We start from the raw sequence: 25,482 nt of genomic DNA on the forward strand, positions 1-25,482 counted from the left end.
TTGCGGTTTTTTTAAGTCTTATTATAATACATCATTTGAAGAGAGTATGAACAAAGCGAATCCATTGAGGTAATACAGAGACAGATAATAATGCCACAATAAAGATAACAATATAGGTTTTAATGATACCTAATTCAACATAACGTCTCATTAATTGGGCTACAATGAACACGGCATAATACTGGCTGAACATCGTAATAAGATAAGCCATATCCCCTACATATTTTTGAAGAGACAAAGAGAAAAAAATAATCCCTAGTATATGAATTAATACTAAGACAACCGTGCGAAGTGCATTTGTATAAGCTAATCCATATATATAATTGCGCAATACCCCACCATAAGTACCACGACCACCTAATAAAACAAGTAAGCGCCATATAACAAATGAACCGATGATAATTTGAAAAATTAAAAATACAGAACTTGCTAAAATACTAATTACATCAAAATGAGTTAACCCAGTAATCCGTTTAATTCCGAGCATTGGAGATATAACTTTCACCATAAACGGTAAGCTATAGGTCATTATATATAATACAATAGTAGATACGACTAGATTCAGAATGGCTCTTGTATGAGATCCATAATTGATAATATTCTGAAAAGATTGTTCGCTAAGCCTGGTAAATAAATGCAATATATCCTTATTCCATGTCATAAATGCTCCTTTTAGTTTAAAACTAGTAAAAAAGGACGAGCCATGTCTCGTCCTAGATATATCATATGTATTTTATCGAGTCAACATATAAATCCATTCAAACACGTGTGCTACCAAAAGAGCAATCAACATTAGAATCAAACCTTCATAAGGGGTCCCATTAATACATGCTCCCACAATACGTCCCATAGTTTGTAACAATAATACGGTACTTAAAACACATAGCACAATCATACAGAAGCCAATGATTGCTTGCAGTATTAATGGTACCGAAGTTAAAATCAGCATAATCCCTGCTGTAAAAGTAATCAATGCCACAACAAGTTGAGCAAATGACATGATATGCAAAATACCGGTTGTAACAGTTCGAACATAAAATTTACGCTGTTGAGCAACCGCATAAACTATAATGATACATGCCATGAAAATAACTTTTCCGATTACCCATGCAAAGCGACCCATATTCCAAAATTCTCTAGGACTACCCATCTGTTCCAAAAAAAGTTGTATTTCATGTTGACCTACTGGAAGAGATAGCGATTCCCACCTTACTAATAACGAAGAATTGCGTATAAACGCACGTATAGCATCTAAATATACGCCTTCACCTACAATAGTAAATTGATAACATATGAGTGTTAATAGCAGCATTCCTATGAGTTGCCCATAGGCAATATCAAAGTGATACATACGAGGATTATTCTCTTCAATAGGGTTTAATAAACGATAGATAAACTGCATTAAACCCACCATCATAGGTATCACCACCTTTTACACAATATACATACACAACATTTAAGTTTGAATACTATAACATACAACACACAATAAGGAACTATAAAAAATAGTCCCTTTTCATTTTCCGTTCATCATTATAGCACAAAACACATATCTTTTCATACTTTAATTATCCCAATGTAATGGGTCTTTCAAGCCTTTTTCCTTATAAAATACAGAGAAAAGCTATTAGAAGATTATATATAATCAGCTAATAGCTTTTTAGTAGAAAAGGGCTGTTTTATTACAGCCCCTTTCATATTTTTCATGTTATGTAATTATCTGGAACTAGCAAGTACTACCATACCAATCAAGATACCTAAAATGATTACAGGAATTAAACTCGTAATAATAGAAATGCCAAAAGTTGCTAAATGGGATTTATTAATTTGGCGACTCAATAATGTTAAGCATACCCAGAATGTATAGACTGCAAAAGCTATCGTTGCGAATATAATAATAGTTATCCATACAATACTACCTACTGTAGAATCAGGATGAGAGCCTAGTAGCAGCAAAAATGGCAATGATAGTAATAGGAAGCCAATGAAATATACTAAGCCCATAATCTGATTATAAGCTTGTTCGTACCACATGATTTTTAACACAGACTCATATGTAGTATGGGCATCAAATTTATTGGCGACCCAAGAGAAAATCGCAGAATAAATAGCAATACCAATAAAAGCAAATAGCAAGCCAACCGCTAGGCCTAATATACCGGCCCCAGAAAGAGCCGCCGCACCAGTAAGTGCAACACTAAGTTTATCCACAAATATCATACTCAAAAAAGTAGGTAGAATATTTGAAAATACGAATGCCACCAATGCCAAAGCTACTGTAGCATAGAACCCTTTTCGACAAGATCCATGCTCTACAATCTGTGGAATACCGCGTTTAAAGGGAGCTACCACAAGTTGCCAAATATCTGAATACCATTTTGTTTCCATAAAACCTCCAAAACACCTATATTTCTTTAATTGTAACACAAACTATATTTAAACCGTCATGGACAACATTATACCTCCCACACCAAAGATGAAGGATATTATGTAAAAAGAAATTCCCGTTATCCAAAGATTTAGACCAAATTGCTTATAGGTAACTTGCCCCTTCAAAATAATAACTATGGTCAAGCCCTTTCATCAGCAACCCCTGATTTATTAATGATAACCATATTAGGTTTCCTTTTTATTTCATCTATTAATATATTATACTATATAATTCAAATTTTAAGACATTATTCTAACCTATTATAACGCAAAAAAGCAGCCCCACTAGGGGCCGCCTTTTCGTTTATCTTATTGCAAAGATGCTGCAATTTTTGTAAGGTTTTCATCCATACGTTCTAAGTATGTTTTATTGTCTTCGTTACTTTCGATAGTGTAAATAGTTTCTACCTTGGCCCCTACTTCTTGTGCCAAAGTTTTGGATACTTCTGGGCTAGCCATTTCTTCTGCAAAGATAGTAGTAATATGGTTTTCTTTAGCGTATTCGATGAGTTTAGCCAATTGTGCTGCATTAGGTTCGCCTTCAGCAAATACATCTTCCACACTATTTTGTTCTAAACCAAAGTCACGGCATAGGTACGCAAACGCTGCATGGCCTGTAACAAAGTTTTTATGAGGAGCTTTGGCGAATTGCTCTTCATATTTTTTAATCATTGCATCTAATTTAGCAATGTATTCAGTATAATTCTTTTCATAATAATCCTTGTTTGCTGGATCAACTTTTACAAGGGCATCCTTGATATTTTTCACTTCAATTTTAGCATTTTTCAAAGATAACCATGCATGAGGATCTTCTGCACCATGTTCTTTAATTTCTTCTGGATCAGTATTTTTAATAGCTTCAACGCCTTCAGTAGCTACAACAGATACGAGTTTATCATTCTTAGCTGCTTCGATAGCTTGTTTTGCCCAAGGCTCCATACCAAAACCGTTATACACAAACACTTGAGCTGTTGCCAATTGTTTCATATTTTCAGGCTTCAACTCGAAATCATGTGGTTCTACGCCATCTGGTATAATAGTAGATACCTCTACCTTGTCACCACCAATAGCCTTTGTAAACTCAGCCATTGCATTAAAACTTGTTACCACTTGGATTTTTTTACCTGCTTGTTCCTTCTGTGCATTCGGTGCATCATTGCCACAACCTGCAAATAAAGCAGCCATCATAATACCTACAACTAACAAAATCAGTTTCTTGATCATCGTAGTCCTCCTTTGTAAAATCCTGATCGCTATGCCTATACAGAATACACTCCATTCTTTAGTTGCAGTTGCGACTCAGTTGCATTTGTAATATAGTTATAGTATAAACTTACTTAGAATTTTGTCAATCAGAAATGTGGTTTTCATATGTTATCAATAGAACATCTTTATTTTTCCTATCAAGGTCAACCGCCTTATGTGCTAAACGACCTTAATTTACATATTCACAGTGGTGATTATATATCCATCGTTGGGGATAATGGGTGTGGTAAAAGTACCTTGCTCCGCCTCATTTTAGGATTCCTTACACCGGTAAAAGGTTCTATCAAGCGAAGCACCAATAATATTCGGTATGTGTCTCAAAAAAATGACTTCTCTCACGCAGGCTTTCCTATTACGGTAAAAGAAATCCTCGATTCCTACCGAAAACTTTTAAAGATTAAGGATAAGCAGGAAGTCAATCGCGTATTAGAGCTTACCCATATGACGGAATTTAAAGACCGTCTCATTAGTAAACTTTCAGGTGGACAAGCTCAGCGTGTATCTATCGCCCGTGCCCTCATCGGTAAGCCAGATCTTATCATTCTCGATGAGCCTTCAACGGGTATCGACAGAAAAAGCCAAGAGGGCATCTATGCTCTACTTCGCAATTTGAACCAAGAGCACCATATTACGATTATCTCTGTTGAGCACAATATCGAAATGGCCTTAGCTAACTCAACTAATATCTACCATATTGCAAATGGTCAAGGTCACCTTTGCTCCCCTGAGCAATATGCTAGTGAAATCATGCACAGTACAGGTCGCAATCCAATAGATCACGAAAACTGCTCCTGTTTCACAGATGTAACAACAGAGTCTCAGGCTCAGGCCGATGATACCACAATTGAGGAGGTGCACCATGTTTAATTATGATTTCATGCAAAATGCCTTCTTCGTAGCGATTTGTATTTCTCTTTTATGTCCATGTATTGGTATCTTCATGGTGCTACGCCGTTCCAGTATGATTGGGGATACCATGAGTCATGCATCTCTAGCAGGTATTACGCTAGGTTTATTGACAAATACTAATCCAATTTTAGGGGCTTTTATCTTTACTGCTATCTGCGGTGCACTCATCGAGTTCTTGCGAAAATATTTTTCACACCATCTCGATTTGATTCTTACTATAATCTTATCCCTCAGCATTGGTACAGCTATTACGCTTATTAGCTCAGGCAAACTAAAGGCTAATGCAAATGTATTCTTCTTTGGTAGCATCCTAACGGTAAACGCAACTGATATGATTAGTATTGCTATGCTTACAATCTTATCTGTACTCACCTTATATTTCCTATACAACTCACTTCTTTACATCGCCTATGATGAAGAGGCCGCTCGTGTAGCAGGTGTTAAGGTAGATTTTATTAACTATATCTTTGCCATCTTAATGGCTGCGGCCGTATCAATTTCTATTAAAATTGTTGGTGTCCTCGTATTGAGTGCCATGATTGCGTTACCTGTAGCATCTGCATTACAATTAGAAAAAGGATTTAAAATAACTTTATTATGCTCCATTGGATTTAGCTTGCTCGCTATGATCATTGGACTCTTTGGATCCTACATCCTTAACGTAGCTCCTGGTGGCTTCGTGTCTCTAACATCGGTAGGTATTTTACTAGTAGTATTAGTCATTAAGAATATTCGAGCTATCATACGACGCATGCAGTTTAGCAAATAAACTAAAACAATCATTAATATGTTTAGATATAAACAACATAGCTAGTTAGAATAATATAGCTAGTTAGAGTTGAATAATATAATTAGTTAAATAAAAAAATACAGCTAACTAAATCCGATAGTATATTTGATATATTATTAGCCATATAAATCATCTAACTATACAAGTGTATAACAGTTTTAGTATTAAAACAGAATCGAAAAAGAGTTATGAATACAACAGCTTGGCCGGAAGGCATAAAAAAGACCAAACAGCGCGAAGCCATTTGGTCTGTATTAACAACTACAGATAAACCTATTACAGCCCTTGAAATCGCAGAACGCTTAGGTGACGGTAGCACTACTTGGATGTCTACTATCTACCGTACACTTGAACTATTAGAAACTAAGGGTATCGTTACACGTACCACGCTCATGGGTAGTGAGATGGCATATTATGAAATTACCCCTCATACACATCGACACTATGCTGTATGTACGAGCTGTGGTGCCATGATACCGCTCCATACCTGTCCCGTCGTAGAAATGCCACAAGAACTTAACGATGCAGGATTTACTGTAACGGAACATCACCTTGAGATCGCAGGGATTTGTAAGAAGTGCAAAAACAAGAAGTAGAAAATAGACAACTAATGTTTAAACAACAAAAAGGACGCAACTGATAGTTACGTCCTTTTTAGTTTTAAAATATATTTTGTATTAACCTTATTTAGCTTTCACCAATTACAGCATCAACGGAGCCACTACGAAACCGAGGGCTACAGAAATGGCGATGGCAAGTACGCCTGGAATGAAGAACGGATGGTTAAATACAAGCTTACCGATTCGCGTAGAGCCCGTATCGTCCATTTGTACAGCCCCCAAAAGTGTTGGATATGTAGGCAATACGAAGAGTGCAGATACAGCTGCGAAGGATGCGATAATAATATAAACAGATCCTGTGTTCTCTGGTGTAATACCGAGAGCTAGAATTACAGCTGGTACCAAAGCTTGTGTAGTTGCCGCTTGGCTATACAACAATGTACTTGCAAAGAAGAAGGCTACCGCCAATAGGAACGGATATGCTGTTACCATGCTAGAAGCGAGTGCTTTAATTTCAGGAATATGACCTTTTACAAAGGTATCGCCCAACCATGCTACACCTAGTACGCAAACACAAGCAGATAAGCCAGATTTGAATGTACTTGTATTAACAAGTTCTGCTGTATCAAGCTTACAGAAGAATGTTATAGCAGCCGCAATAATCATCATAAATCCGATGATAGCATCGTTTCGACCAAAAATAACTGGTTTAATAATACCAATATTTTTGGAAATTGCTGTTGCGTAGAATACGATACAAATGATACCAATCAAGAAGATTAATACAGAAGTTTTTGCGCCTGGTTTTAAATGGAAATCAGTGCTTTTTTCACGAGGTGGCGTCACGTGACCTGCCGCCAAACGTTCTTGATATACTGGATCAGAAGATAAATCATTATTCGCAAAGGTAGACATGATAAATGCCGTAATCATAACCCCTACGAATGTTGTGGAAATACAGATGGCAAGCAATGTAGGATAGTTAACACCATATGGTTCAATGAATCCACTCATAGCAACTACTGCTGCCGATACAGGACTCGCTGTGATACCAATTTGGCTTGCTACAACGGCGATGGATAATGGCACAGATGGCTTAATGTTTTCACTTTTCGCCACCTCTACGATTACTGGAATCATAGAGAATGCTGTATGACCAGTACCCGCTAAAATAGTTAAGAAATACGTAACAGTTGGTGCTAAGTAGTTGATATGCTTAGGATTTTTACGCAAAATACTTTCAGCAATGCGCACTAAATAATCAAGACCGCCGGCTAACTGTAAAGCACAGATGGCTGCGATAGCAGACATGATAATCAGAATTACATCCCATGGAATCTGTCCCGGAAACATCCCCATACCAAGGCTTAACAACACAACCCCAAGGCCGCCAGCGTAACCGATGCCCATGCCACCTAGGCGAACACCGAGGAAGATGGCACCAAATAAAATAATAACTTGCATAATTACATAAATGTCCATACGATGACCTCCTTTATACATATATAGTATCATAGATATGCTAAATAATCATCGAATTTTGGCAATGTATAGTCTATAGTTTAAAATATGACGAAATTTCGATATGCTATACCAAAAAAACTACACCCCATTGCCTTAAACTACTAACAAAAGACAATAGGTGTAGCTTTCCAATAATTAATTTAGCATTATAAAATAATTGGGCGCATATCTTCAAGTATCCCCTCTTCCTCAGTTGCACGTTGGATACTTTCACCCACAATATGAACCATATCCTCTAATTGTTCCACAGTGGATGCCAATGGAGGCATGAGAATAACCACGTCACCGATAGGACGACAGATAAGCCCTTGCTCACGGGCGAGGATTGCCACCTTAGCACCGACCGCATCATTTGGGCGATACGCTTCGTGAGTTGCCACATTTTTTTCAAGTTCAATACCTACGATGAGGCCTCGCTGACGAACCTCTTTAACATGCTTCAATGACTTAATAGGTTCTAAAGCCTTTGTGAAAGCTTCTACTTTAGCAGGCAATTGTTCAATTACCTTTTCATCACGGAATACTTTCAAAGAAGCCAACGCAACGGCACAGGCCAAGGCATTACCGGTATAAGAGTGACCATGATAGAAGGTTTTCTTTTCTTCAAAAGTGCCGAGGAATGCATCGAATACGCGTTTTGTAGTCAATGTTGCTGCTAATGGAAGGTACCCACCAGTGATGCCTTTGGATAAGGTCATAAAATCTGGAGATACGCCTTCATGCTCGCAGGCAAAGAATTTACCAGTCCGACCAAAGCCTGTAGCCACTTCGTCGACGATGAGGAATACATCGTGTTGTTCTGTTAACTCACGAACACGTTTCAAATAGCCGTGAGGCATTACGAGCATACCCGCTGCTGCTTGCACCAATGGTTCCATAACAAGAGCTGTAATTTCATCACCTTCTTCGTTAAGGATACGTTCCAATTCAGTCAACGACTCTTCAAAAGCTTTATCTCGATCTGCCAAATCTCTATACACACCAGGGCTTGGCAATGTTAATGGTTTAAATAATAGATTATGAAATACTTGGTGAAATAATTGAATACCACCTACGGATACCGTGCCTAATGTATCCCCATGATAGCCTGCATTGAGGGCGATAAACTTAGTTTTCTTAGTTTGGCCCACTTGCTGACGATATTGATATGCCATTTTAATAGCCACTTCGATAGCTGTACTGCCATCATCGGACAAAAATACTTTATCGAGGCCTTTTGGAGCAAGCTCTACAAGTTCTTTACACAATTGTGCAGACGGAGGACTTACGAGACCTAATAATGTGCTATGCGCAATTTTATCGGTTTGATCCTTCAATGCTTGGTTCAATACAGGATGGTTGTGACCATGAATATTAACCCACAACGAAGATACGCCATCGTAATACTTTTTACCGTTCTCATCGATGAGATATACCCCCTCACCGCGTTCAATTACTACTGGCTCTTGTGCTAGCCAATCTTGCATTTGTGTAAATGGATGCCATACAAACTCGTGGTCCCATTGTGCTGCTTGTGAAAGCTGTTTCTCTGCCATTTCGTCACCTCATACTTACTAAGTTTTACAAACTATAACTCTCTATGACTATAATTAATGTAAGTTAAATTGCTATATATAATGTAAGTTATATAACTATACATATCTAACTACGCTAAATTGATGTATATAATTTATGCTAAGTTTCTACCACTAATAAATAACGAATTATTCAATCTAAGCTTTATAGCCCTAAGACGATGTTCCATAATTCCTTAGAATCAATAAAAGAGCGAGCCCATCCAAGTTGAACCTTGTGAATATCCGGGCCTTGGTATGGCGGTACTACAGCTACTACAGGAACACCTGTGTAACGCTCCATATCTGCCACATTTGTTTTCAACAAGAACAAATCTACAGCTGTCGTATCATTTACGATAATAGCTTTCACCTCGATACCATGCAATTTAGCATATTCGCAAGTCAAAACAGCACGATTAATTGATCCAAGACGACCATCTGCTACAACAATAGCTGGTAATTTGATATCTTTCATAAAATCCGTGAAAGTTTTATCTCCATAGAGAGGGGTCGTAATACCGCCAGCACCTTCTACAAAGGTTATGTCATAGCGACTCACTACATCTAATGTATGTTCTACAAGGCCATCATAGTCAATCTCGATACCAGCCAATTCCGCTGCAAGGCGGGGAGAAAAATCACCGGCAATAGCATAAGGATTCACTTCATGACGACGAGCTTCAGGAATACCTGCCGAGCGCATCAAATGTGTCGCATCTTTACTCTCAAGACCGATATTATAATTATCCTCATCCATCGTCACACATTCAGGGAAAGGCACTGCACTAGAAGACACAGGTTTCACCATCCCAACAGCAAAGCCATCGTCTACAGCCATCGCCCCCAATAACCCGGTCACAAACGTCTTACCTACATCTGTATCTGTACCAATTATAGAAATACCTAACTGCTTCATACAAAGCTCCTCTCAAGCGAATACTTACTGTCGCATAGGTTAACTAATTTATGTGATTAAGTTTACAATCTAATTACAATATACAGCGAAAAGGAATATATAGTCAACCTATTATTACTGTTCAAGTTTACGATGCTGTGACTCTATGGGGCCCTAATACATCACTACATTTTAGCTAAAAAGCTGTGTCCCTAACCTCCGCGCTCCATAGTAAACTAAGTCGCACTTCGCTTAGGAACACAGCTTTTTATAACATTATCGCAGTATTAGTCCCATAGAGTCACAGACCGCTACTTTGAATACGATAATAATAGGTTGGCTATATGGGAAAAGAACGATAACTTTTTCGTCCCTTACTCATTTGATACAGTGAATTTTGTTTTATCGATTTATGAATAGACTCGATGGGACGAGTTCACAAATACAGTTATAAAAAGAGTGATGACTAACCGATTAGCGACTTAGCTCGCTTTGGAGCGTAGAGGTTAGTCATCACTCTTTTTTACCTAAATGTAGTTATCTAACGGGGCTCCATCAAGGCCACCACTAAATCTCAATATAACGGAATTCGCCTGTATCAGGATCCATCATACCTCCATAGAAGCCCATTCCTTTTGGAAATAGTGGATGGTGGCGTAGGAAGTTAACTGTATAAATTACATTGTCTTCAGAAATATGAAATCTATCCATCCAGTCGATAAGGCCTGGTTCGATCATGCGAATAGCATCTTCACTAATACCTTTCGCTTTCATAGATTCCATAAATGTAGTAGCAGAAAAGTCGATCATACCGCAGTTTTCATGACCGATGATTAGCACATCTTCAATTTCCATACCATAGGTAGCAACGAGCAGACTTTGCACGATGTTATCGATAGGTTGTGTTACACTATTGCCTGCAGTTTTAATGACAATTATCTCTCCTCGATGAAAGCCTAGTGCTTCTTCTAGCATACCTACTAAACGGGTATCCATACAGGTTACAATACCTAACTTTTTTGTAGGATGACTTGTTAATCCAGCCTTTGGTAACTCAGGATGATGTTTTACATAGTCTTTATTGGTTTCAATTATTTTTGCAATGTCAATCATAAGGATCCTCACTTTATATACTCTATTTCCACCTGAAATAGATTCTATTCATTATATACACCTTATTCATCATAAAACAAGTTAAATTTATCACTTATAAATAATTTTTACAGCCTATCCAAACCACACAAAGTTCATTACTCAAGTAATAATTCTATACTCATAATCAATATTTATCTTCATAGTCCTCAATATTTTTACATTCATAAGAAATGAATATTCTGTATAATTCTTATATATGTGGTAGATTTAAAAACCCTTCCTATGGTACTATTAACACTATAGAAAGCAAACGCCACATGATACCACATATGACGTGAACTGTATGTACAGTAAGGAGGTTTTATAATGGGTATCAATCAAAAAACGTTGCCAGGCATTTTACTCTGTGCCATTCTCGCTATTCCTTGTTGGTTGCTAGGACAGCAATTTCATCTAGTAGGTAGTCCAATCTTTGCCATTATTTTAGGTATAATTATCGGTTCTATCTTCACATCATGGAAACGGGAAAAAACAGGTGCTGGCATTGGGTTTACATCAAAAAAGATTTTACAATGGGCCGTTATTTTGTTGGGCTTTGGTCTTAACATTACACAGATTCTACATGTAGGTTGGATTTCTTTACCTGTCATCATTTCTACCATCGCTACATCATTAATCGTATCCTATGTTATTTATCGATTAACCCATATTGACTCTAACGCAGCAGTCCTCATCGGTGTCGGTTCATCAATTTGTGGTGGTTCCGCTATTGCTGCGGCGGCACCAGTTATTAAAGCTGAGGATCATGATATTGCACAAGCAATCTCTGTTGTATTCTTCTTCAATGTAGTAGCCGCCTTCGTATTTCCTCAATTAGGTGACGCCATTGGACTCTCTAACATGGGCTTTGGATTGTTCGCTGGTACTGCAGTTAACGATACTTCTTCTGTAACAGCAACAGCTGCTGTATGGGATAGTATGAAAGGTACTGGCACACAAGTTCTGGAATATGCTACTATCGTAAAGCTAACACGTACCCTAGCTATCATTCCTATATGCTTAGGTCTTGCTAGTTATCAAGTTTACAAGGCTAAGAAAAATGCGTCTCAAACAGATGGCGCAAATGTTAGTATTGCTAAGATTTTTCCAAGATTTGTCTTATACTTTGTACTTTGCTCCCTTATCACAACAGCATTATCCTATGCTAATGTAGATATTCAATTCTTGAGTATCTTCAAAACAATTTCCAAATACTTTATTACAATGGCCATGGTAGCAATTGGCCTTAATACAAATATTGTAAAATTATTAAAATCCGGCGGCTCTGCCCTTGCCTTAGGTGCATGTTGCTGGGTTGCTATCTCCGCTGTAAGCCTTATGGCACAACATATGATAGGTTTATGGTAGAAAATATACATATATGGTATATTATGTTATAATTATATATGAATAGAATAGTAAGGACCCCTCCAGTAATGGAGGGGTTTCGTGCTACTATTCACCTTATTAGTACTTTATCATACCATAGTCAGGAGGGTTAATATGTACTTCTTACAAGGACTTCTTGTCGGCCTCGCTACGTTTGCCCCTGTTGGCATGCAAAACCTCTTCATTATTAATACGGCCTTGGTGCAACCTGTTCGCCGTATTATATTGACGCTGATCATACTAGCGTTTTTTGACATGAGTTTAAGTGCTGCCGCCTTCTATGGTATTGGTACCGTTCTTGAAATGTGGCCTCTCACAAAACTCATAGTTCTCATCTTTGGGGGACTCCTCATTGTATATATGGGTTTTAATATATTTAAAACTCAACCAGACATGCGCAACGTAGACACGCATATTCCAATTAGGAAAATTATCGTCTCAGCCATCGCTGTATCATGGGGCAATCCACAAGCCATTCTAGATGCGACAATGATGCTCGGTGCTTTTCAGGCTAATATTCCCAAAGAAAGCATCTACCACTTCTTCTCTGGTTTCTTGGTAATGACACCTATTTGGTTTGGATCTCTAGCTACCACAATGCATCTTCTAGCTAAAAAAATTAAGATTACTCATATGGCATGGATTAACCGTTTCTGTGGTTCGGTTCTCGTCATTTACGGTATCAAGCTATGTATTGATGGCCTCATGATGTTAAAAGACTTTTTGTAAGGCTATACTCATAGATACAAGAAAAATTTAAATTTCTAATACTATCATAACTATATAAGGAAAATACAAATAGACGATGTACAGAAAAAGAAAAAAGTCGTTAGCAAATTGCTAACGGCTTTTTCATTTATAATCTCATTTATAATTTTTCAAGTACCTGCTGGAACATATCTCTGAGTGCTACAATATATGAATTATTTTGATTTCGTTGAGATATAAAATAGTACTGGCGTTCCATAGGTTTACCATGATTCATCAATACCTTACGTTCGATACCTGGCATAGGATCTGTTAAATATTTAAAACAATCTAATAGTAATAGCCCTTGCTGCCCTGCAACCAAGTATCGTGCTTCTTCTAACGTACGAGCATAAGCGAAGGCGCCATTATAACCTATGGCTTTGCGATAGTGTTCTTCTTCAGACAAGGTATATTTCCCACGACACAATAAAATAAGTGGTAAATCATCGATATGCTTTAGTTCTACACAGTCTTCATTAGTATATCCTTGTGGTACCTCAATAAATGTAGTGGCTTTATCAATTAAATGACTTTCAAAATCATCAGATAAAATTTGCCATTGATCATTAAATACTACATCTACACGACGATCGCTGAGCATGCCATATAGCTCTTCATGACTGCCGCTGTACATACGAATATCTAAATTTTTATAACGCTTTGCCATGCGAATCACAGTTTGCTGCATAGCAATCCCACTATAACGGTTCAAATAGCCAATGCGCAAACTCACCCGTGCATCTGTACCAATGCGCGTCGTTTCTACCTTAATATCATGAAACCGTTCTAATAGTTTTTTCCCAGATCGATATAAATATTGTCCTGCTGGTGTTAGATGAAAGCTTCGTTTTTCTCGAACCATTAGTTCAACACCAAGACTAGTTTCAAGAGCTTTGATTTGCTGAGATATAGCAGATTGAGATACATATTGCTCTGTTGCAGCTTGTGTAAAACTGTTGTTATCTACTACACACACAAAATACTCTAATTGTTTTAATAACATAACGATGCACTCTCATCTCTCTTGCAGATTAGACAGCTCAATATCTTTGAAACATTTCGCAACATACGGCCCCATATTGGAGTTTGCCATACGTAACTTTTACATATTATCTACATATTATCTATATATTATCTATATATTTTTTATATATTATCTATACATATTACTAATTATATGTAACTATATCTAACTGTGAAAGCTACTCAGCTAAAATGATTTACTTTCACTAGGAATAATTAAACTACGATAAATAAATAGCGCCGCTACAAAGAATATAGCTGCTGTAGACCAAAAGACCGCCCCATACCCAAAGGCGCGAGCAATCATGCCACTAAGGACAGGCCCCAATACATTTCCCATCATGGCTACACTGGACACCGCACCAAACACGATACCTCGCCGCTCAATAGGAACAGCCTTGGATATGAGCGTATTGGCAATCGGTGTAATAAAGCCCATGAAGAAGCCTGCAATGGCACGGAATATGCCAAGTCCCCATATGCTAGGCATTATATATTGAAGTATAAACAAAGTCCCTACAGCCCATGTAGCAGTAAAAACAATACGAGGCATGGTTAAACGTTCTGTTATCTTGCCAATGGAGATTGAAGCTAAAGCACTAAACAAACCAGCGCCAAAAATAATTATACCAACAATGGTGGCTACAAACTCATCATTCATATGCATATAATGCTTAATGTATAGTGGTAAAATAGGGCCAATACCGGTAATACCAAAATTACATAAGAACAATAGCCCTACCAAGAGGCGAACTCGAGGTATGACCAAAAAGGATTTAATTAGAGACAGCTGCGACTCTCTAGCATCTACCTTATGCTCAAACTGTAGATTAGGCATGAATAGATAAATCCCCAACATACAAAGCCCTGTTAAGGCTGAGAACATGACAAATGGTGCGCGATAACCTAATAAGTCCGCTGCCAAACCACCCATGAGTGGTCCAAATACGAGGCCCATAACCATGGAAGCTTGGTATAAGCCCATTGCCCAAGGTACCTTATCCTCAGGGGTTACGAGAATAATAATAGCCAATCCTATTGGAACATAGCCCCCTACCACACCTTGCAAGATACGTAACATCAATAACTGCCATGGTGTTTGTGTAAAAGCACAGGCGCCAACAGTCACCATCAGGGTAAACAAGATGAACATCATCACCTTACGCGGACCAAGCTGATTAGCCTTACGCGACCAATAGGGTGCACTCAGTGCCACCATACAAGGCGTTACACCTGATACAAGGCCTGCCCACATGGCGGCTTCTCCTGGATCATGAAGACCTAGCTCAGCTAAAAATAACGGAAGAAAGGATAATACACCAATAATTGTTATACCCCCACCAACCTGTATAGTACAGATTAGGTATATAATTCGTTTCCAAGAAGAATCCATAATATCCTTCTTTCTTATTTGAAATTACCTATAAAGGTAGTAATATACATATCGATATGAGCTAAAGAATACTATAATACAAAAGAAATGTTTATAGAACAGATTTTTAATCTTACCTCAAAAGAATGCAACAGCATATATTTACATAAATCCATAGAATATATACTTATAATTCTATTGTATCGCAAACAACCTAAAAAGACCATCGCTTATACCCATAAGGGTCAGCGATGGTCTTTTTTATCGTGTGATTCTCCTACTTTTACCAAAGAAAGAGATGCCTACGATATATTATTTTTGTTTGAACATCCAATAAATATAGTAAATAACAAGCGCATAAGTCACTACGTCAAACACAGGTAAGAATGGCACCATTTTAGATAAACGTCCAAATCCATGAACATGGATATTTGCCGCAATAATAGCAACAAGATTCAAGCGATGAATCCAGATTGCTTTTCTACGAGATACAGATTTTGCCATATTCCCTACCCAAGGTGTTAAGTATAATACCGCAAAGATAAGAGCAATAAACATAGCCACAAGGGAGATATAACCACCCCAGAATCCTAAGAAGGATTTCAAAGCTTTCAAAAAGTACACATACCAGTGTGCACATACGAGAACCACACTAACAATACCTACGATGCGATGAATTTCAAACATTTCTTTTGGATTGTATCGTTTGATAAACCATTTTGGTTTTGTTGCAATGTATGTTAATACAAGCCATGCAACATAAGGAATAAGGCCTAAGTGAACCTTCCAATTGCCGAATGATCTACCACCTGTTACATAACCATATTCCACCATGCCCATAAATATTAAGGATAAAACTGCAATCCAAATTAAAATATGATATTTACTCTTAAACTGTTTTTTTACAACTTCTGCCATAATAAACCTCTCTATGTCTTATACAATCTACAAGTATACATCTAGTTTGGCCTAATGTAGCATGCTAATAAAACACTCTCACCCTATAGCATTCTACTTAGAACTAATTACTGATTAACTTAAAATCCAATCATTAAATTAGAATTTGAAGTTAAGATCCGCACGATAGTAATCATTTACGCGATTGCCTTCTTGTGTTTTAGCATTAAAGCCGTAGTATGCATTAATGCCGATATTTTTCTCTGGTGCGTAGGATGCACCTAATTGCCATGCTTTATAGCCTTCATACCGTGTTTTCTTTAATAAATCATTAGATTCATATTTTTGTGTTTTAAATACAGGTGCATTCTTAGCTTGATCAAAGTAATCTAATCGGATAGCCCAAGAGTTCTTCTTATTAATTTTATAGTCGCCCCATTTAACGCCAACGTTCCAAATATCGGAATCACTCAAGCCAGATGCTTTTACCCACTCGCCATCAATACCGAATTTACCAATATTATACTTAGCATTAAATCCATATACATTATCGAATTCGTTATTTTTCTTGCCATTACCCATACGTACATTCGTTGTACCTACATGAGCAAACATACCACCAAAACCAAAGCGATCATTAACAGCTACATTAGCATTGATAAGGCCTACATCACCATTATCAGCTTTACTAGTCTTAGCAAAACGACCTGCTGTCATGTAACCATAAGCGCCATTTAATGTAACTTTATCACCAAGCTTAGCTGTAGCGCCTACCCCATCAAAGTTAGAGCTATAAATCAAGCCACCACCAAATTTTTGAGTATAGCGACCCGCATCGACCACAACATTTTTACCGAATTTGTGCTCTACATATGCTAAATCCCAATTAGCTTGTGCCTCTTTAGAGCTATCACCTAGTTCAATAGAGCCTGTTGTAATACGTGCTTTGACAGAGGTATTTTTATTAACCTTTGCGTCGAGACCTAGACGTACACGAGCTGTGATTTTATCTTCGTAATCATAACCATCGCCACCCTCTTTACCGATGTAATTGATACGAGCATCACCAGTAACTTTTACATTGCCTACGCGGTCTTCCAATTTAGCTACACGCACACCGAGTGTATTCAATTCATTGGAAAATTCATCCGCCAAGCGATTTAACATAGCTTGTTGTTCCGTATTTGCCCGATCTTGATTAGCCATACCTTTCGCAATCATTTGGGCCATTTCGTAACGAGTAATGTTATTTTGGCCTTTGAAAGTACCATCAGGATATCCATTGATAATACCAGCTGTAGCCAATTGATCTACTGCTTGATAAGCCCAGCTATCAGAAGGAACATCAGAAAATGGGTTAACAGCAAAAGCTGTAGCCACACCCATCATGGCAGCCACTGCAAAAGCACTGGTCATTTTACGTTTAATCATACTAAACCTCACACAATAAAAATAACAAGAATATAAATGAATAGATAATGAATCTGTGAACCTAATTATCATTATCATGTTTAACATACAGATAATAACAATTTTCATTATATGAGTAAAGGGAAAATGTATATCAATCTCACAATCATTTATGACTCAAACTGATAATATCCTATGTTAAGATCCTATGTTAATATCCTATGTTAATTTACTAGAAACTATAAATGTAACGAAAAATCCCTTCTGCATGATACAGAAGGGATTCTAGTAATTCATATTATTTCTTTTTAAATATCAAGTAAATGCAGTAAAGAACAAGACCGTATGTAATGATATCAAACACTTGTAAAAATGGCACCATTTTAGAAATACGATTAAAACCATGAATATGGATATCTGCAGCAACAAGTGCTACAAGATTTAATCGATGTAACCAAATACCTACATTACGACCAGATGGTGTAACCTTTCTAAGTTTTGGAGTTAAAAACGCAAGGCCAGAGATTGTAGCAATACCAAAGGAGGTAAGAGCCACATATCCGCCCCACCAACCAAGGATGGATTTAGCCGCTTTACCAAAATAGAGATATAAATGGAATGCAATAACAGCTACAGTGGCAATACCTAATGCACGGTGTACCTTATACATGTCACCTAAATTATAGCGGCTTGTAAACCATTTAGGGCGAGTCGTTAAATAGGTCATGACGATCCATACACACCATGGCACAAGACCCGTATACACTTTATAGTTACCAAAGGCACGACCACCGGCCATGTAGCCCCACTCTAATAAACCGATCATAACTAAGGAGAAAATAGCAATCCATACAAAGATATGGTAGATACTTTTTTTCTGTTTTGTTTCAACTTGATTCATCATATACCTCTCGAAAATAATACCTAAAAAATCCAATATATACGATATAGTTTATCATTTAAATCGAATTTTGTAGATTACTTATATTAGATACATAGTATATATTATAAGAATAATTCTAAATTAAAATACTTATTATAGTCATTCTAAGCTTATTACAATGAATAAATTTCTTCTCTACTGGGAATACATTGTAATCTACTAATACAGAATCGGTAAATAAAAAGCCCCTCATAGTTGTGAGCATATGCTTTCACCACTACAAGGGGCCATAGATTAATGAATCCTATTATATATAGGCATACAAGTTAATCATTATCCTAATTATTTTTGATCCCGTTTACGATATACGATGAACGGACGTGTTAAGTAGTTGAGTGGAACACTCAAGCAGTGTACCAAACGGCTGAATGGGAAGATAATAGCAACCACCATCCATGCCAACATGTGGAATTTAAACATGAATGGCACGCCTTCCATCAAGGATGGATCAGGCATAAAGGATAGTAAGCTACGGAACCATGGGCCGATGGATACACGGTAGTCAAAGAAGCCAGATGCATTAAGCAATGTACCAGCCATACCACTAAAGATAGCTAATGTTAAGAATAAATATAACCATTTATCAAGGCCAGATGTATTTACTTTCATAGCAGGTACAGTAAAGCGACGTTTCATCAAGAGCAAGAAACCAACGATGAAGATGATACCCGCTACAGCACCCATATATAATGCACCTTCATGGTACATATGGTCATTGATACCCAAAGCTGCAGTCCAAGCTTTAGGTACTAATACACCTACTACGTGACCGCCGATAACGCATAGCAAACCAAAGTGGAACAATGGATTGGCAATACGTAATTGTTTTTTCTCTAAAAATTCACTTGATTTTGTAGTCCAGTTTCTTTCAAAGTAGAAGAAACGAACAAGTGTGCCTACGATTAAGAAGGTAAACGCAATATATGGCAAAGCGCCCCATAAAAATAGATTCATCGTGCACCGTCCTCCAATCCATTTGCAACCGACAATATGATATCAAATAAGAATGCATAGGTCAGTTTTGCTTCGATCAATCGATCCCTAATATATTCTAGCTTTGGTTTACAATAATCATACACTTCACGAGCCTTTTCAGGTTCGATAACAGCGCATAACTCTAGAATAGCTGGAATATAGTCAGGCATCTCCTTTGGTAAATCATAGCCATTTTCTAGGAAGAAGGCTTTATATTTAACGAGTTCCTCTGCTTGTTCCCCTGTACCTTGCAATTCATAAGTTGATAAGTACATCGTCGTATTACGACTGAAGTCAAAGATACGTACGTATTGGTCTTCAAAGGCCTTACGATCCGTTTCTTCAATGTAATCAAAGAACTCTAACAATCCTTGGCGAAGTTGAGGATGCTCAACAGAGCGAGTATCCTCTTTCCATTCACCAAGTTCATTGTACCAAGATTCATCTGGATACCGAAGCAAAAAAGAAGCAATGAGAGCTATTTTTTGTGCATCATCCATTATGGCAACCCCCTGTCGGGCATGCAAAACCACGATTGTGTTGCATTTCTAAGCGACCTTCGCGAGATACATTAACATCGGATGGGATAACAAAACGATCATTATATTTAGACAAGGCTAACAATTTGTACATAGCATACATTTGCTCTTCTGTAAGATCTACTTCATGAGCGATTGCTTCATCACCTGTTTCACGGCGACGCATGTATTCACGCATATCGAGAATGCGTTGTAATACACGAGCTAAAATATCTGTATTACCAGCAGTAAACATATTAGCTAAGTATTGTACAGGCACGCGCATTTCATGTGCATCTGGCAAGTATACATCAGATGTAACACGTTGTAAAATTGGGCTGAGCGGTGGCACATACCAAACCATTGGCAATGTGCGATACTCTGGATGCAACGGCAACGCAACGCCCCATTCTTTTACAAGCTTGTAAACAGGAGATTTTTTAGCTGCTTTCAAGAATGCTTCAGAGATACCTGCTTCGCGAGCGGCTTTAATAACCTCTGGATCATTAGGGTCCAAGATTAAATCTACTGTATTTTGGTAGATGTCTTGTTCATCCCTCGTAGCTGCCATTTCTTGAACTTTGTCCATATCGTATAAAACTACACCAACATAGCGCATACGACCTACGCATGTTTCAGCGCAGATTTGAGGCAAGCCATTTTCCAAACGAGGATAACAGAATACGCATTTTTCAGCTTTATTCGTTTCCCAGTTATAGAAGATTTTTTTGTATGGGCAAGATGGAACGCAATGTCTCCAACCGCGGCATACATCTTGAGAAACAAGTACAACACCATCTTCATCACGCTTGTAGATAGCACCGGATGGGCATGCTGCTACACATGCAGGATTCAAACAGTGGTTACAAAGACGTGGTAAATAACGCATGAATACTTCTTCGTAGTCAAATACGATATCATCACCCATCTTAGCCAAGTTCACATCTTCCCGTGCATGATGACCACCAGCCAAATCATCATCCCAGTTAGGGCCCCATGTTACTTCCATTTTTTGCTTTGTTAACAAAGAACGAGGACGTGCTACAGGTTGATTATTTTTACGACCGGTATGAATCAATGTTTCATAATCGTATGTCCAAGGTTCAAAGTAATCCGTAATTTCTGGTTGTTCTGGATGATAGAACAACTTCATCAATCGAGAGCCTTTAGAGCCTGTGGAAAGCGCCAAATTACCGCTTTTATCGAGAGTCCAGCCACCCTTCCATTTCTCTTGGTTTTCCCAATTACGTGGGTAACCTACGCCAGGGCGGGTTTCCACGTTATTAAAGTACATATATTCCGCGCCTTCGCGGTTCGTCCATGTATTTTTACAAGTAATAGAGCATGTATGACAGCCTAAACACTTGTCCAAATTTAGGACCATGGATACTTGAGCTTTAATCTTCAAGCCAATCCACCTCCTTCAATTTACGAGCCACAATTGTCATATCACGTTGGTTACCAGTTGGGCCATAGTAGTTAAAACCATAGCTCAATTGACCATAACCGCCGATCATGTGTGTCGGCTTCATGTGAATATGTGTTGGCGCATTGTGTGTACCACCGCGACGATCTTTCTTAACTTGCGTACCAGGAACGTTGATGTGACGGTCTTGGGAGTGATGCATATAAGAAATGCCACGAGGAATACGTGGAGATACAACTGCACGAGCTGCAACTACACCATTTTTATTGAAAGCTTCTACCCAGTCGTTATCTTTAACACCAATTTCTGCTGCATCATCTTCGTTAAGCCAAATTGTTTGGCCTCCGCGGAATAATGTTAACATTTGTTGGCTATCAAAGTACATACTATGTGTAGACCACTTATTATGTGGTGTTAAGTATTTCAACGTAATTTCTGGAATACCTTCTTGTTTATAATCACCTTGTACTGGTTTATATGACAATACAGGTTTGTACAATGCCATAGCTTCGCCATAGTCGCGCATCATTTCATGATCACAATAGAACGATTGACGACCTGTTACAGTACGGAATGGTACCTTATCTTCTGTAGATGTTGTAAATGGGGAATAACGACGGTTTTTATCGTTCTTACCTGTACTTGTTACAGAGCTAATGATAAAGCGTGGTTGACGAACCATGTCATCGAAAGTAATCTTTTCTTGTTCGCGACCTTTTGCATTCTTTTCAAGCCCAGAAAGACCTGTTTTTTCTTCCATCGCTTTCCAAGAACGAACCGCTAATTTACCATTTGTACAAGAAGATAATGTTAATACAACATTACAAGCTTCCTTACATTCGTAAATGCTTGGACGGCCATGAGAAATGAAGTCTGGATTATCAATCGTACCATTTTGACCATACAATGTTTGATATTCGTCAGATACATCCCACGCCAAACCGTGAGCACCCATTTTATTTTCGATATTAGGTCCTAAAGCAATGTATTTTTCAAAAATCTGACTGTAATCGCGTTTTACATGAACGAGGTTCGGCATTGTTTTACCAGGGATTGGTTCACATTCGCCTTTACTCCAATCAAGAACTTTACCTTCTGGTTGCGCTACTTCGCCTGGGCTATCATGGCCAAGTGGAGTAGCTACAATATCTTCATATTCTGTAAAGCCAGATTCTTTTGCTACGCGAGATACTGTTTCTGCAAGAGTGCGGAATGTATCCCAGTCGGATTTAGTTTCCCATGCGCAATCAACAGCTGCTTGGAATACATGTACATATGGATGCATGTCCGTAGAAGACAAGTCTTCTTTTTCATACCATGTAGCTGCGGGGAACACGATATCAGAATATAAACCTGTAGATGCCATACGGAAGTCGATATCAATTAAGAGATCAAGCTTACCCGCACCATCTGCTTCACGCCATTTAATTTCTTCTGGGCGTGTAGGAGCATCATCATCTTCCAATACGGCATTTTTTGTGCCTAATAAATGTTTCAAGAAGTATTCGTGGCCTTTAGAAGAAGAACCGATAAGGTTCGCACGCCATACAAACAAGTTACGTGGATGGTTTTCTTTAGCTGCTGGATCCTCTACACAGAATTGTAAATCTTTATTTTTCAAGGCTTGTGCCACATATTGGTTGATTTCCGCTTCTGTACTAGCACCGGCTGCACGAGCATCATTAATCAATTCTTGGCTACCTTTATTGAAAGTAGGATAGGATGGCAACCAACCTAAACGAGCCGCTAATACATTGTAATCCCCAGGATGACGATAGCGAGGTTTAGCCAATTTAGATACGCGGTCTGCCAAATCGATGCAGTCAGAACGATATTGTTCTGTAGCAAAGTAGAACCAAGATGTACCATTTTGCAAACGAGGAGCCTTACTCCAGTCATTGGCAGTCATGATACCACCCCAACCTTCAACAGGACGAAGCTTTTCTTGACCTACGTAGTGGGCCCAACCACCGCCATTAACGCCTTCTGTACCACAGAACATGATAAGGTTCAAAATAGTACGGTAAATAACATCGGCATGGTACCAGTGGTTGATACCACCGCCCATGATAATCATGGAACGACCTTTCGTTTTTTCAGCATTATCTGCAAATTCACGTGCTGTAGCAATAGCAATATCCGCTTTTACGCCAGTGATTTTTTCTTGCCATGTAGGTGTATAAGGTGTGTCGTCAGTGTAAGCTGTCGCTACCTCACCACCGATACCGCGGTCAATACCGTAGTTAGCAAGAATGAGATCGTATACAGTAGTCACTTTTACAGGACCATCAACAGCTTGTACTGTAATAGTTGGAATAGCGCGTTCAATAATACCTTCGTGTTCTTCATCACCAAAGTACGGCAATTTAACAATCGTCACATCTTCCCGTTGATCAAACACGGATAAGCGAGGATCAATTTTAGCTCCTGTGTCGCGATTTTCAAGTCGTAAATTCCATTTTTGTGGGTTCGTGTGACGTTCACCCATTGTACCATTAGGTACAACGATTTCATTTGTTAATTCATCAATCAATACCATTTGGAAGTCAGCGCCTTCCTCTTGGCGACCTAAGTCCTTAGCATTCAAGAAACGACCTGGTTGAACCGTGCCGTTAATTTCTTCAACGCGTACAAGGAATGGCATATCTGTAAACTCTTTTGCATACTCTTTGAAGTATGGAGTTTCTTTGTCGATGTAATATTCTTTTAGGATAACGTGACCCATTGCCATTGCAAGAGCCGCATCGGTACCAGCTTTTACATTGAGCCATGCATCGGAAGAAGTTGTAGATTCCGCATAGTCAGGAGACACGGATACTACTTTAGTACCTTTATAACGAACCTCTGTCAAGAAGTGAGCATCTGGCGTACGGGTCAACGGCACGTTAGAACCCCACGTCATGATGTAACCAGCATTATACCAGTCACCAGATTCAGGTGTATCAGTTTGTTCACCCCAAACTTGAGGGCTGGAAGGTGGCAAATCGGCATACCAGTCATAGAAGGACAATGGTGTGCCACCCATCAAGTTAAGGAAACGAGCCCCTGCTGCATAGGACAACATGGACATCGCAGGAATTACAGAGAAGCCTGCGTTGCGGTCAGGGCCATATGTTTTTGCTGTATATAGTAAGGATGCTGCAGTAATTTCTGTTGCTTCATCCCATGTGGAGCGCACAAAGCCACCCATACCACGGGCTGACTTATATTTTTTCGCTTTTTCAGGATCTTCTACGATAGATTTCCAAGCTTCGATTGGATTCTTAGCATGCTTCTTCGCTTCTCTCCAAAGCTCGACCAATTCGCCACGTACATAAGGATATTTTACGCGCAAAGGGCTATAAAGATACCAAGAGAATGTTGCACCACGAGGGCACCCACGTGGTTCATAATCTGGCATATCATCTGGTGTTTCAGGGTAGTCAATTGCTTGATTTTCCCAGGCTACAACACCGTTTTTGACATAAATATTCCAGCTACAAGAACCAGTACAGTTTACGCCATGCGTTGTGCGGACAACTTTATCGTAAGACCAACGGTCACGATAATAATTTTCCCATTCACGACCTCCATCTTCTGTGATTTGATGGCCGTTTGGAGATACTTCCTTCTTTCGAAGAAACTTAAACTTTTGAGACAACAAGCTCATCTCGTGTCCTCCTTCAAAACTACAAAAAAATCCCTTGTGCTAGATGTGCTAACACAAGGGAGAAAA

22 protein-coding genes are annotated in these 25,482 nt (G+C 38.5%); 5 read left to right on the forward strand and 17 right to left on the reverse strand.

From position 1 onward, the window contains the following. Positions 1-31 precede the first annotated feature (31 nt). The 4 genes from E7K77_RS05020 to E7K77_RS05035 all read right to left on the reverse strand — a co-directional run bounded on the left by E7K77_RS05020 (position 32) and on the right by E7K77_RS05035 (position 3,654). Positions 32-661, reverse strand: coding sequence for a hypothetical protein (locus tag E7K77_RS05020; RefSeq protein WP_024061725.1), 630 nt, complete (start codon positions 659-661; stop codon positions 32-34). A 72-nt stretch (positions 662-733) separates the two neighbouring features. Next, complete coding sequence (locus E7K77_RS05025) at positions 734-1,417, reverse strand: hypothetical protein (protein ID WP_021147683.1); 684 nt, start codon at positions 1,415-1,417, stop codon at positions 734-736. A gap of 299 nt (positions 1,418-1,716) precedes the next feature. Then, positions 1,717-2,388 (reverse strand): hypothetical protein, encoded by a 672-nt coding sequence (locus tag E7K77_RS05030; protein ID WP_021147682.1) that lies wholly within the window; start codon positions 2,386-2,388, stop codon positions 1,717-1,719. Positions 2,389-2,739: 351 nt separating this feature from the next. Further along, positions 2,740-3,654 (reverse strand): metal ABC transporter substrate-binding protein, encoded by a 915-nt coding sequence (locus E7K77_RS05035; protein ID WP_012863825.1) that lies wholly within the window; start codon positions 3,652-3,654, stop codon positions 2,740-2,742. A gap of 147 nt (positions 3,655-3,801) precedes the next feature. Here E7K77_RS05035 and E7K77_RS05040 point away from each other — a divergent pair, with 147 nt between their 5' ends. From E7K77_RS05040 to E7K77_RS05050, 3 genes are all read left to right on the forward strand, one after another. After that, the gene (locus E7K77_RS05040; RefSeq protein ID WP_287533341.1) at positions 3,802-4,563 is read left to right on the forward strand and encodes a metal ABC transporter ATP-binding protein; all 762 of its coding nucleotides are present in this window, start codon (positions 3,802-3,804) and stop codon (positions 4,561-4,563) included. Continuing rightward, positions 4,556-5,374: a metal ABC transporter permease gene (locus tag E7K77_RS05045; RefSeq protein ID WP_325306372.1), complete on the forward strand. Its 819-nt coding sequence runs from the start codon at positions 4,556-4,558 to the stop codon at positions 5,372-5,374. Before E7K77_RS05040 ends, E7K77_RS05045 begins: the two co-directional genes overlap by 8 nt. 209 nt (positions 5,375-5,583) lie before the next feature. Then, positions 5,584-5,991 carry a Fur family transcriptional regulator gene (locus E7K77_RS05050; RefSeq protein WP_004697835.1) on the forward strand — a complete coding sequence of 136 codons (408 nt, stop codon included), beginning with the start codon at positions 5,584-5,586 and terminating at the stop codon, positions 5,989-5,991. A gap of 105 nt (positions 5,992-6,096) precedes the next feature. Here the strand turns inward: E7K77_RS05050 and E7K77_RS05055 are convergent, their stop codons facing one another. The 4 genes from E7K77_RS05055 to E7K77_RS05070 all read right to left on the reverse strand — a co-directional run bounded on the left by E7K77_RS05055 (position 6,097) and on the right by E7K77_RS05070 (position 11,043). Next, a complete protein-coding gene (locus E7K77_RS05055) occupies positions 6,097-7,437 on the reverse strand; it encodes an anaerobic C4-dicarboxylate transporter (RefSeq protein WP_325306373.1) in 1,341 nt (446 codons plus the stop codon). Positions 7,438-7,625: 188 nt separating this feature from the next. Further along, positions 7,626-9,014 (reverse strand): adenosylmethionine--8-amino-7-oxononanoate transaminase, encoded by a 1,389-nt coding sequence (gene bioA / locus E7K77_RS05060; protein WP_325306374.1) that lies wholly within the window; start codon positions 9,012-9,014, stop codon positions 7,626-7,628. Positions 9,015-9,198: 184 nt separating this feature from the next. Then, positions 9,199-9,951: a dethiobiotin synthase gene (gene bioD / locus E7K77_RS05065; RefSeq protein ID WP_325306375.1), complete on the reverse strand. Its 753-nt coding sequence runs from the start codon at positions 9,949-9,951 to the stop codon at positions 9,199-9,201. A 546-nt stretch (positions 9,952-10,497) separates the two neighbouring features. Continuing rightward, positions 10,498-11,043 (reverse strand): beta-class carbonic anhydrase, encoded by a 546-nt coding sequence (locus E7K77_RS05070; RefSeq protein WP_316597908.1) that lies wholly within the window; start codon positions 11,041-11,043, stop codon positions 10,498-10,500. Positions 11,044-11,391: 348 nt separating this feature from the next. Here E7K77_RS05070 and E7K77_RS05075 point away from each other — a divergent pair, with 348 nt between their 5' ends. Beyond that, on the forward strand, positions 11,392-12,432 hold the full coding sequence (locus E7K77_RS05075; RefSeq protein ID WP_101928711.1) for a YeiH family protein: 1,041 nt from the start codon (positions 11,392-11,394) through the stop codon (positions 12,430-12,432). Positions 12,433-12,567: 135 nt separating this feature from the next. Continuing rightward, positions 12,568-13,182: a LysE/ArgO family amino acid transporter gene (locus E7K77_RS05080; RefSeq protein WP_155086322.1), complete on the forward strand. Its 615-nt coding sequence runs from the start codon at positions 12,568-12,570 to the stop codon at positions 13,180-13,182. A 139-nt stretch (positions 13,183-13,321) separates the two neighbouring features. Here E7K77_RS05080 and E7K77_RS05085 read toward each other — a convergent pair whose 3' ends face one another. The 9 genes from E7K77_RS05085 to E7K77_RS05125 form a co-directional block, all read right to left on the reverse strand. Continuing rightward, entirely contained in the window at positions 13,322-14,206 is an 885-nt protein-coding gene (locus tag E7K77_RS05085) for a LysR family transcriptional regulator (protein ID WP_325306376.1), read from the reverse strand. Between the two features lie 207 nt (positions 14,207-14,413). After that, positions 14,414-15,619, reverse strand: coding sequence for an MFS transporter (locus E7K77_RS05090; protein ID WP_325306377.1), 1,206 nt, complete (start codon positions 15,617-15,619; stop codon positions 14,414-14,416). Between the two features lie 291 nt (positions 15,620-15,910). Continuing rightward, the gene (locus E7K77_RS05095) at positions 15,911-16,516 is read right to left on the reverse strand and encodes a hypothetical protein (protein WP_221741395.1); all 606 of its coding nucleotides are present in this window, start codon (positions 16,514-16,516) and stop codon (positions 15,911-15,913) included. A 138-nt stretch (positions 16,517-16,654) separates the two neighbouring features. Continuing rightward, complete coding sequence (locus E7K77_RS05100; RefSeq protein ID WP_325306379.1) at positions 16,655-17,926, reverse strand: putative porin; 1,272 nt, start codon at positions 17,924-17,926, stop codon at positions 16,655-16,657. 277 nt (positions 17,927-18,203) lie between these two features. Continuing rightward, positions 18,204-18,806, reverse strand: a complete 603-nt coding sequence (locus E7K77_RS05105; RefSeq protein ID WP_287510501.1) for a hypothetical protein — start codon at positions 18,804-18,806, stop codon at positions 18,204-18,206. Between the two features lie 324 nt (positions 18,807-19,130). Beyond that, the gene (gene narI, locus E7K77_RS05110; protein WP_004697658.1) at positions 19,131-19,802 is read right to left on the reverse strand and encodes a respiratory nitrate reductase subunit gamma; all 672 of its coding nucleotides are present in this window, start codon (positions 19,800-19,802) and stop codon (positions 19,131-19,133) included. Then, complete coding sequence (narJ, locus tag E7K77_RS05115; RefSeq protein ID WP_004697895.1) at positions 19,799-20,323, reverse strand: nitrate reductase molybdenum cofactor assembly chaperone; 525 nt, start codon at positions 20,321-20,323, stop codon at positions 19,799-19,801. The genes narI and narJ overlap by 4 nt, the downstream gene beginning before the upstream one ends. Next, complete coding sequence (gene narH / locus E7K77_RS05120) at positions 20,316-21,749, reverse strand: nitrate reductase subunit beta (protein WP_004697947.1); 1,434 nt, start codon at positions 21,747-21,749, stop codon at positions 20,316-20,318. The genes narJ and narH overlap by 8 nt, the downstream gene beginning before the upstream one ends. Further along, complete coding sequence (locus tag E7K77_RS05125) at positions 21,739-25,416, reverse strand: nitrate reductase subunit alpha (RefSeq protein ID WP_004697733.1); 3,678 nt, start codon at positions 25,414-25,416, stop codon at positions 21,739-21,741. The genes narH and E7K77_RS05125 overlap by 11 nt, the downstream gene beginning before the upstream one ends. Positions 25,417-25,482: the final 66 nt, after the last annotated feature.

The sequence above is a fragment of the Veillonella parvula genome (assembly GCF_032577575.1).
In the GTDB taxonomy this organism is placed as follows: domain Bacteria; phylum Bacillota; class Negativicutes; order Veillonellales; family Veillonellaceae; genus Veillonella.

Bases quoted from the DNA above. Each gene is read 5' to 3' on its own strand.
- E7K77_RS05095 (WP_221741395.1), bottom strand. From the start codon at position 16,516: ATGGCAGAAGTTGTAAAAAAACAGTTTAAGAGTAAATATCATATTTTA.
- E7K77_RS05125 (WP_004697733.1), bottom strand. From the start codon at position 25,416: ATGAGCTTGTTGTCTCAAAAGTTTAAGTTTCTTCGAAAGAAGGAAGTA.
- E7K77_RS05105 (WP_287510501.1), bottom strand. From the start codon at position 18,806: ATGAATCAAGTTGAAACAAAACAGAAAAAAAGTATCTACCATATCTTT.
- E7K77_RS05050 (WP_004697835.1), top strand. From the start codon at position 5,584: ATGAATACAACAGCTTGGCCGGAAGGCATAAAAAAGACCAAACAGCGC.
- E7K77_RS05100 (WP_325306379.1), bottom strand. From the start codon at position 17,926: ATGATTAAACGTAAAATGACCAGTGCTTTTGCAGTGGCTGCCATGATG.
- E7K77_RS05090 (WP_325306377.1), bottom strand. From the start codon at position 15,619: ATGGATTCTTCTTGGAAACGAATTATATACCTAATCTGTACTATACAG.
- E7K77_RS05085 (WP_325306376.1), bottom strand. From the start codon at position 14,206: ATGTTATTAAAACAATTAGAGTATTTTGTGTGTGTAGTAGATAACAAC.
- bioD (WP_325306375.1), bottom strand. From the start codon at position 9,951: ATGAAGCAGTTAGGTATTTCTATAATTGGTACAGATACAGATGTAGGT.
- E7K77_RS05070 (WP_316597908.1), bottom strand. From the start codon at position 11,043: ATGATTGACATTGCAAAAATAATTGAAACCAATAAAGACTATGTAAAA.
- E7K77_RS05075 (WP_101928711.1), top strand. From the start codon at position 11,392: ATGGGTATCAATCAAAAAACGTTGCCAGGCATTTTACTCTGTGCCATT.
- E7K77_RS05055 (WP_325306373.1), bottom strand. From the start codon at position 7,437: ATGGACATTTATGTAATTATGCAAGTTATTATTTTATTTGGTGCCATC.
- narI (WP_004697658.1), bottom strand. From the start codon at position 19,802: ATGAATCTATTTTTATGGGGCGCTTTGCCATATATTGCGTTTACCTTC.
- E7K77_RS05020 (WP_024061725.1), bottom strand. From the start codon at position 661: ATGACATGGAATAAGGATATATTGCATTTATTTACCAGGCTTAGCGAA.
- E7K77_RS05035 (WP_012863825.1), bottom strand. From the start codon at position 3,654: ATGATCAAGAAACTGATTTTGTTAGTTGTAGGTATTATGATGGCTGCT.
- E7K77_RS05040 (WP_287533341.1), top strand. From the start codon at position 3,802: ATGTTATCAATAGAACATCTTTATTTTTCCTATCAAGGTCAACCGCCT.
- E7K77_RS05045 (WP_325306372.1), top strand. From the start codon at position 4,556: ATGTTTAATTATGATTTCATGCAAAATGCCTTCTTCGTAGCGATTTGT.
- E7K77_RS05030 (WP_021147682.1), bottom strand. From the start codon at position 2,388: ATGGAAACAAAATGGTATTCAGATATTTGGCAACTTGTGGTAGCTCCC.
- E7K77_RS05080 (WP_155086322.1), top strand. From the start codon at position 12,568: ATGTACTTCTTACAAGGACTTCTTGTCGGCCTCGCTACGTTTGCCCCT.
- E7K77_RS05025 (WP_021147683.1), bottom strand. From the start codon at position 1,417: ATGATGGTGGGTTTAATGCAGTTTATCTATCGTTTATTAAACCCTATT.
- narJ (WP_004697895.1), bottom strand. From the start codon at position 20,323: ATGGATGATGCACAAAAAATAGCTCTCATTGCTTCTTTTTTGCTTCGG.
- bioA (WP_325306374.1), bottom strand. From the start codon at position 9,014: ATGGCAGAGAAACAGCTTTCACAAGCAGCACAATGGGACCACGAGTTT.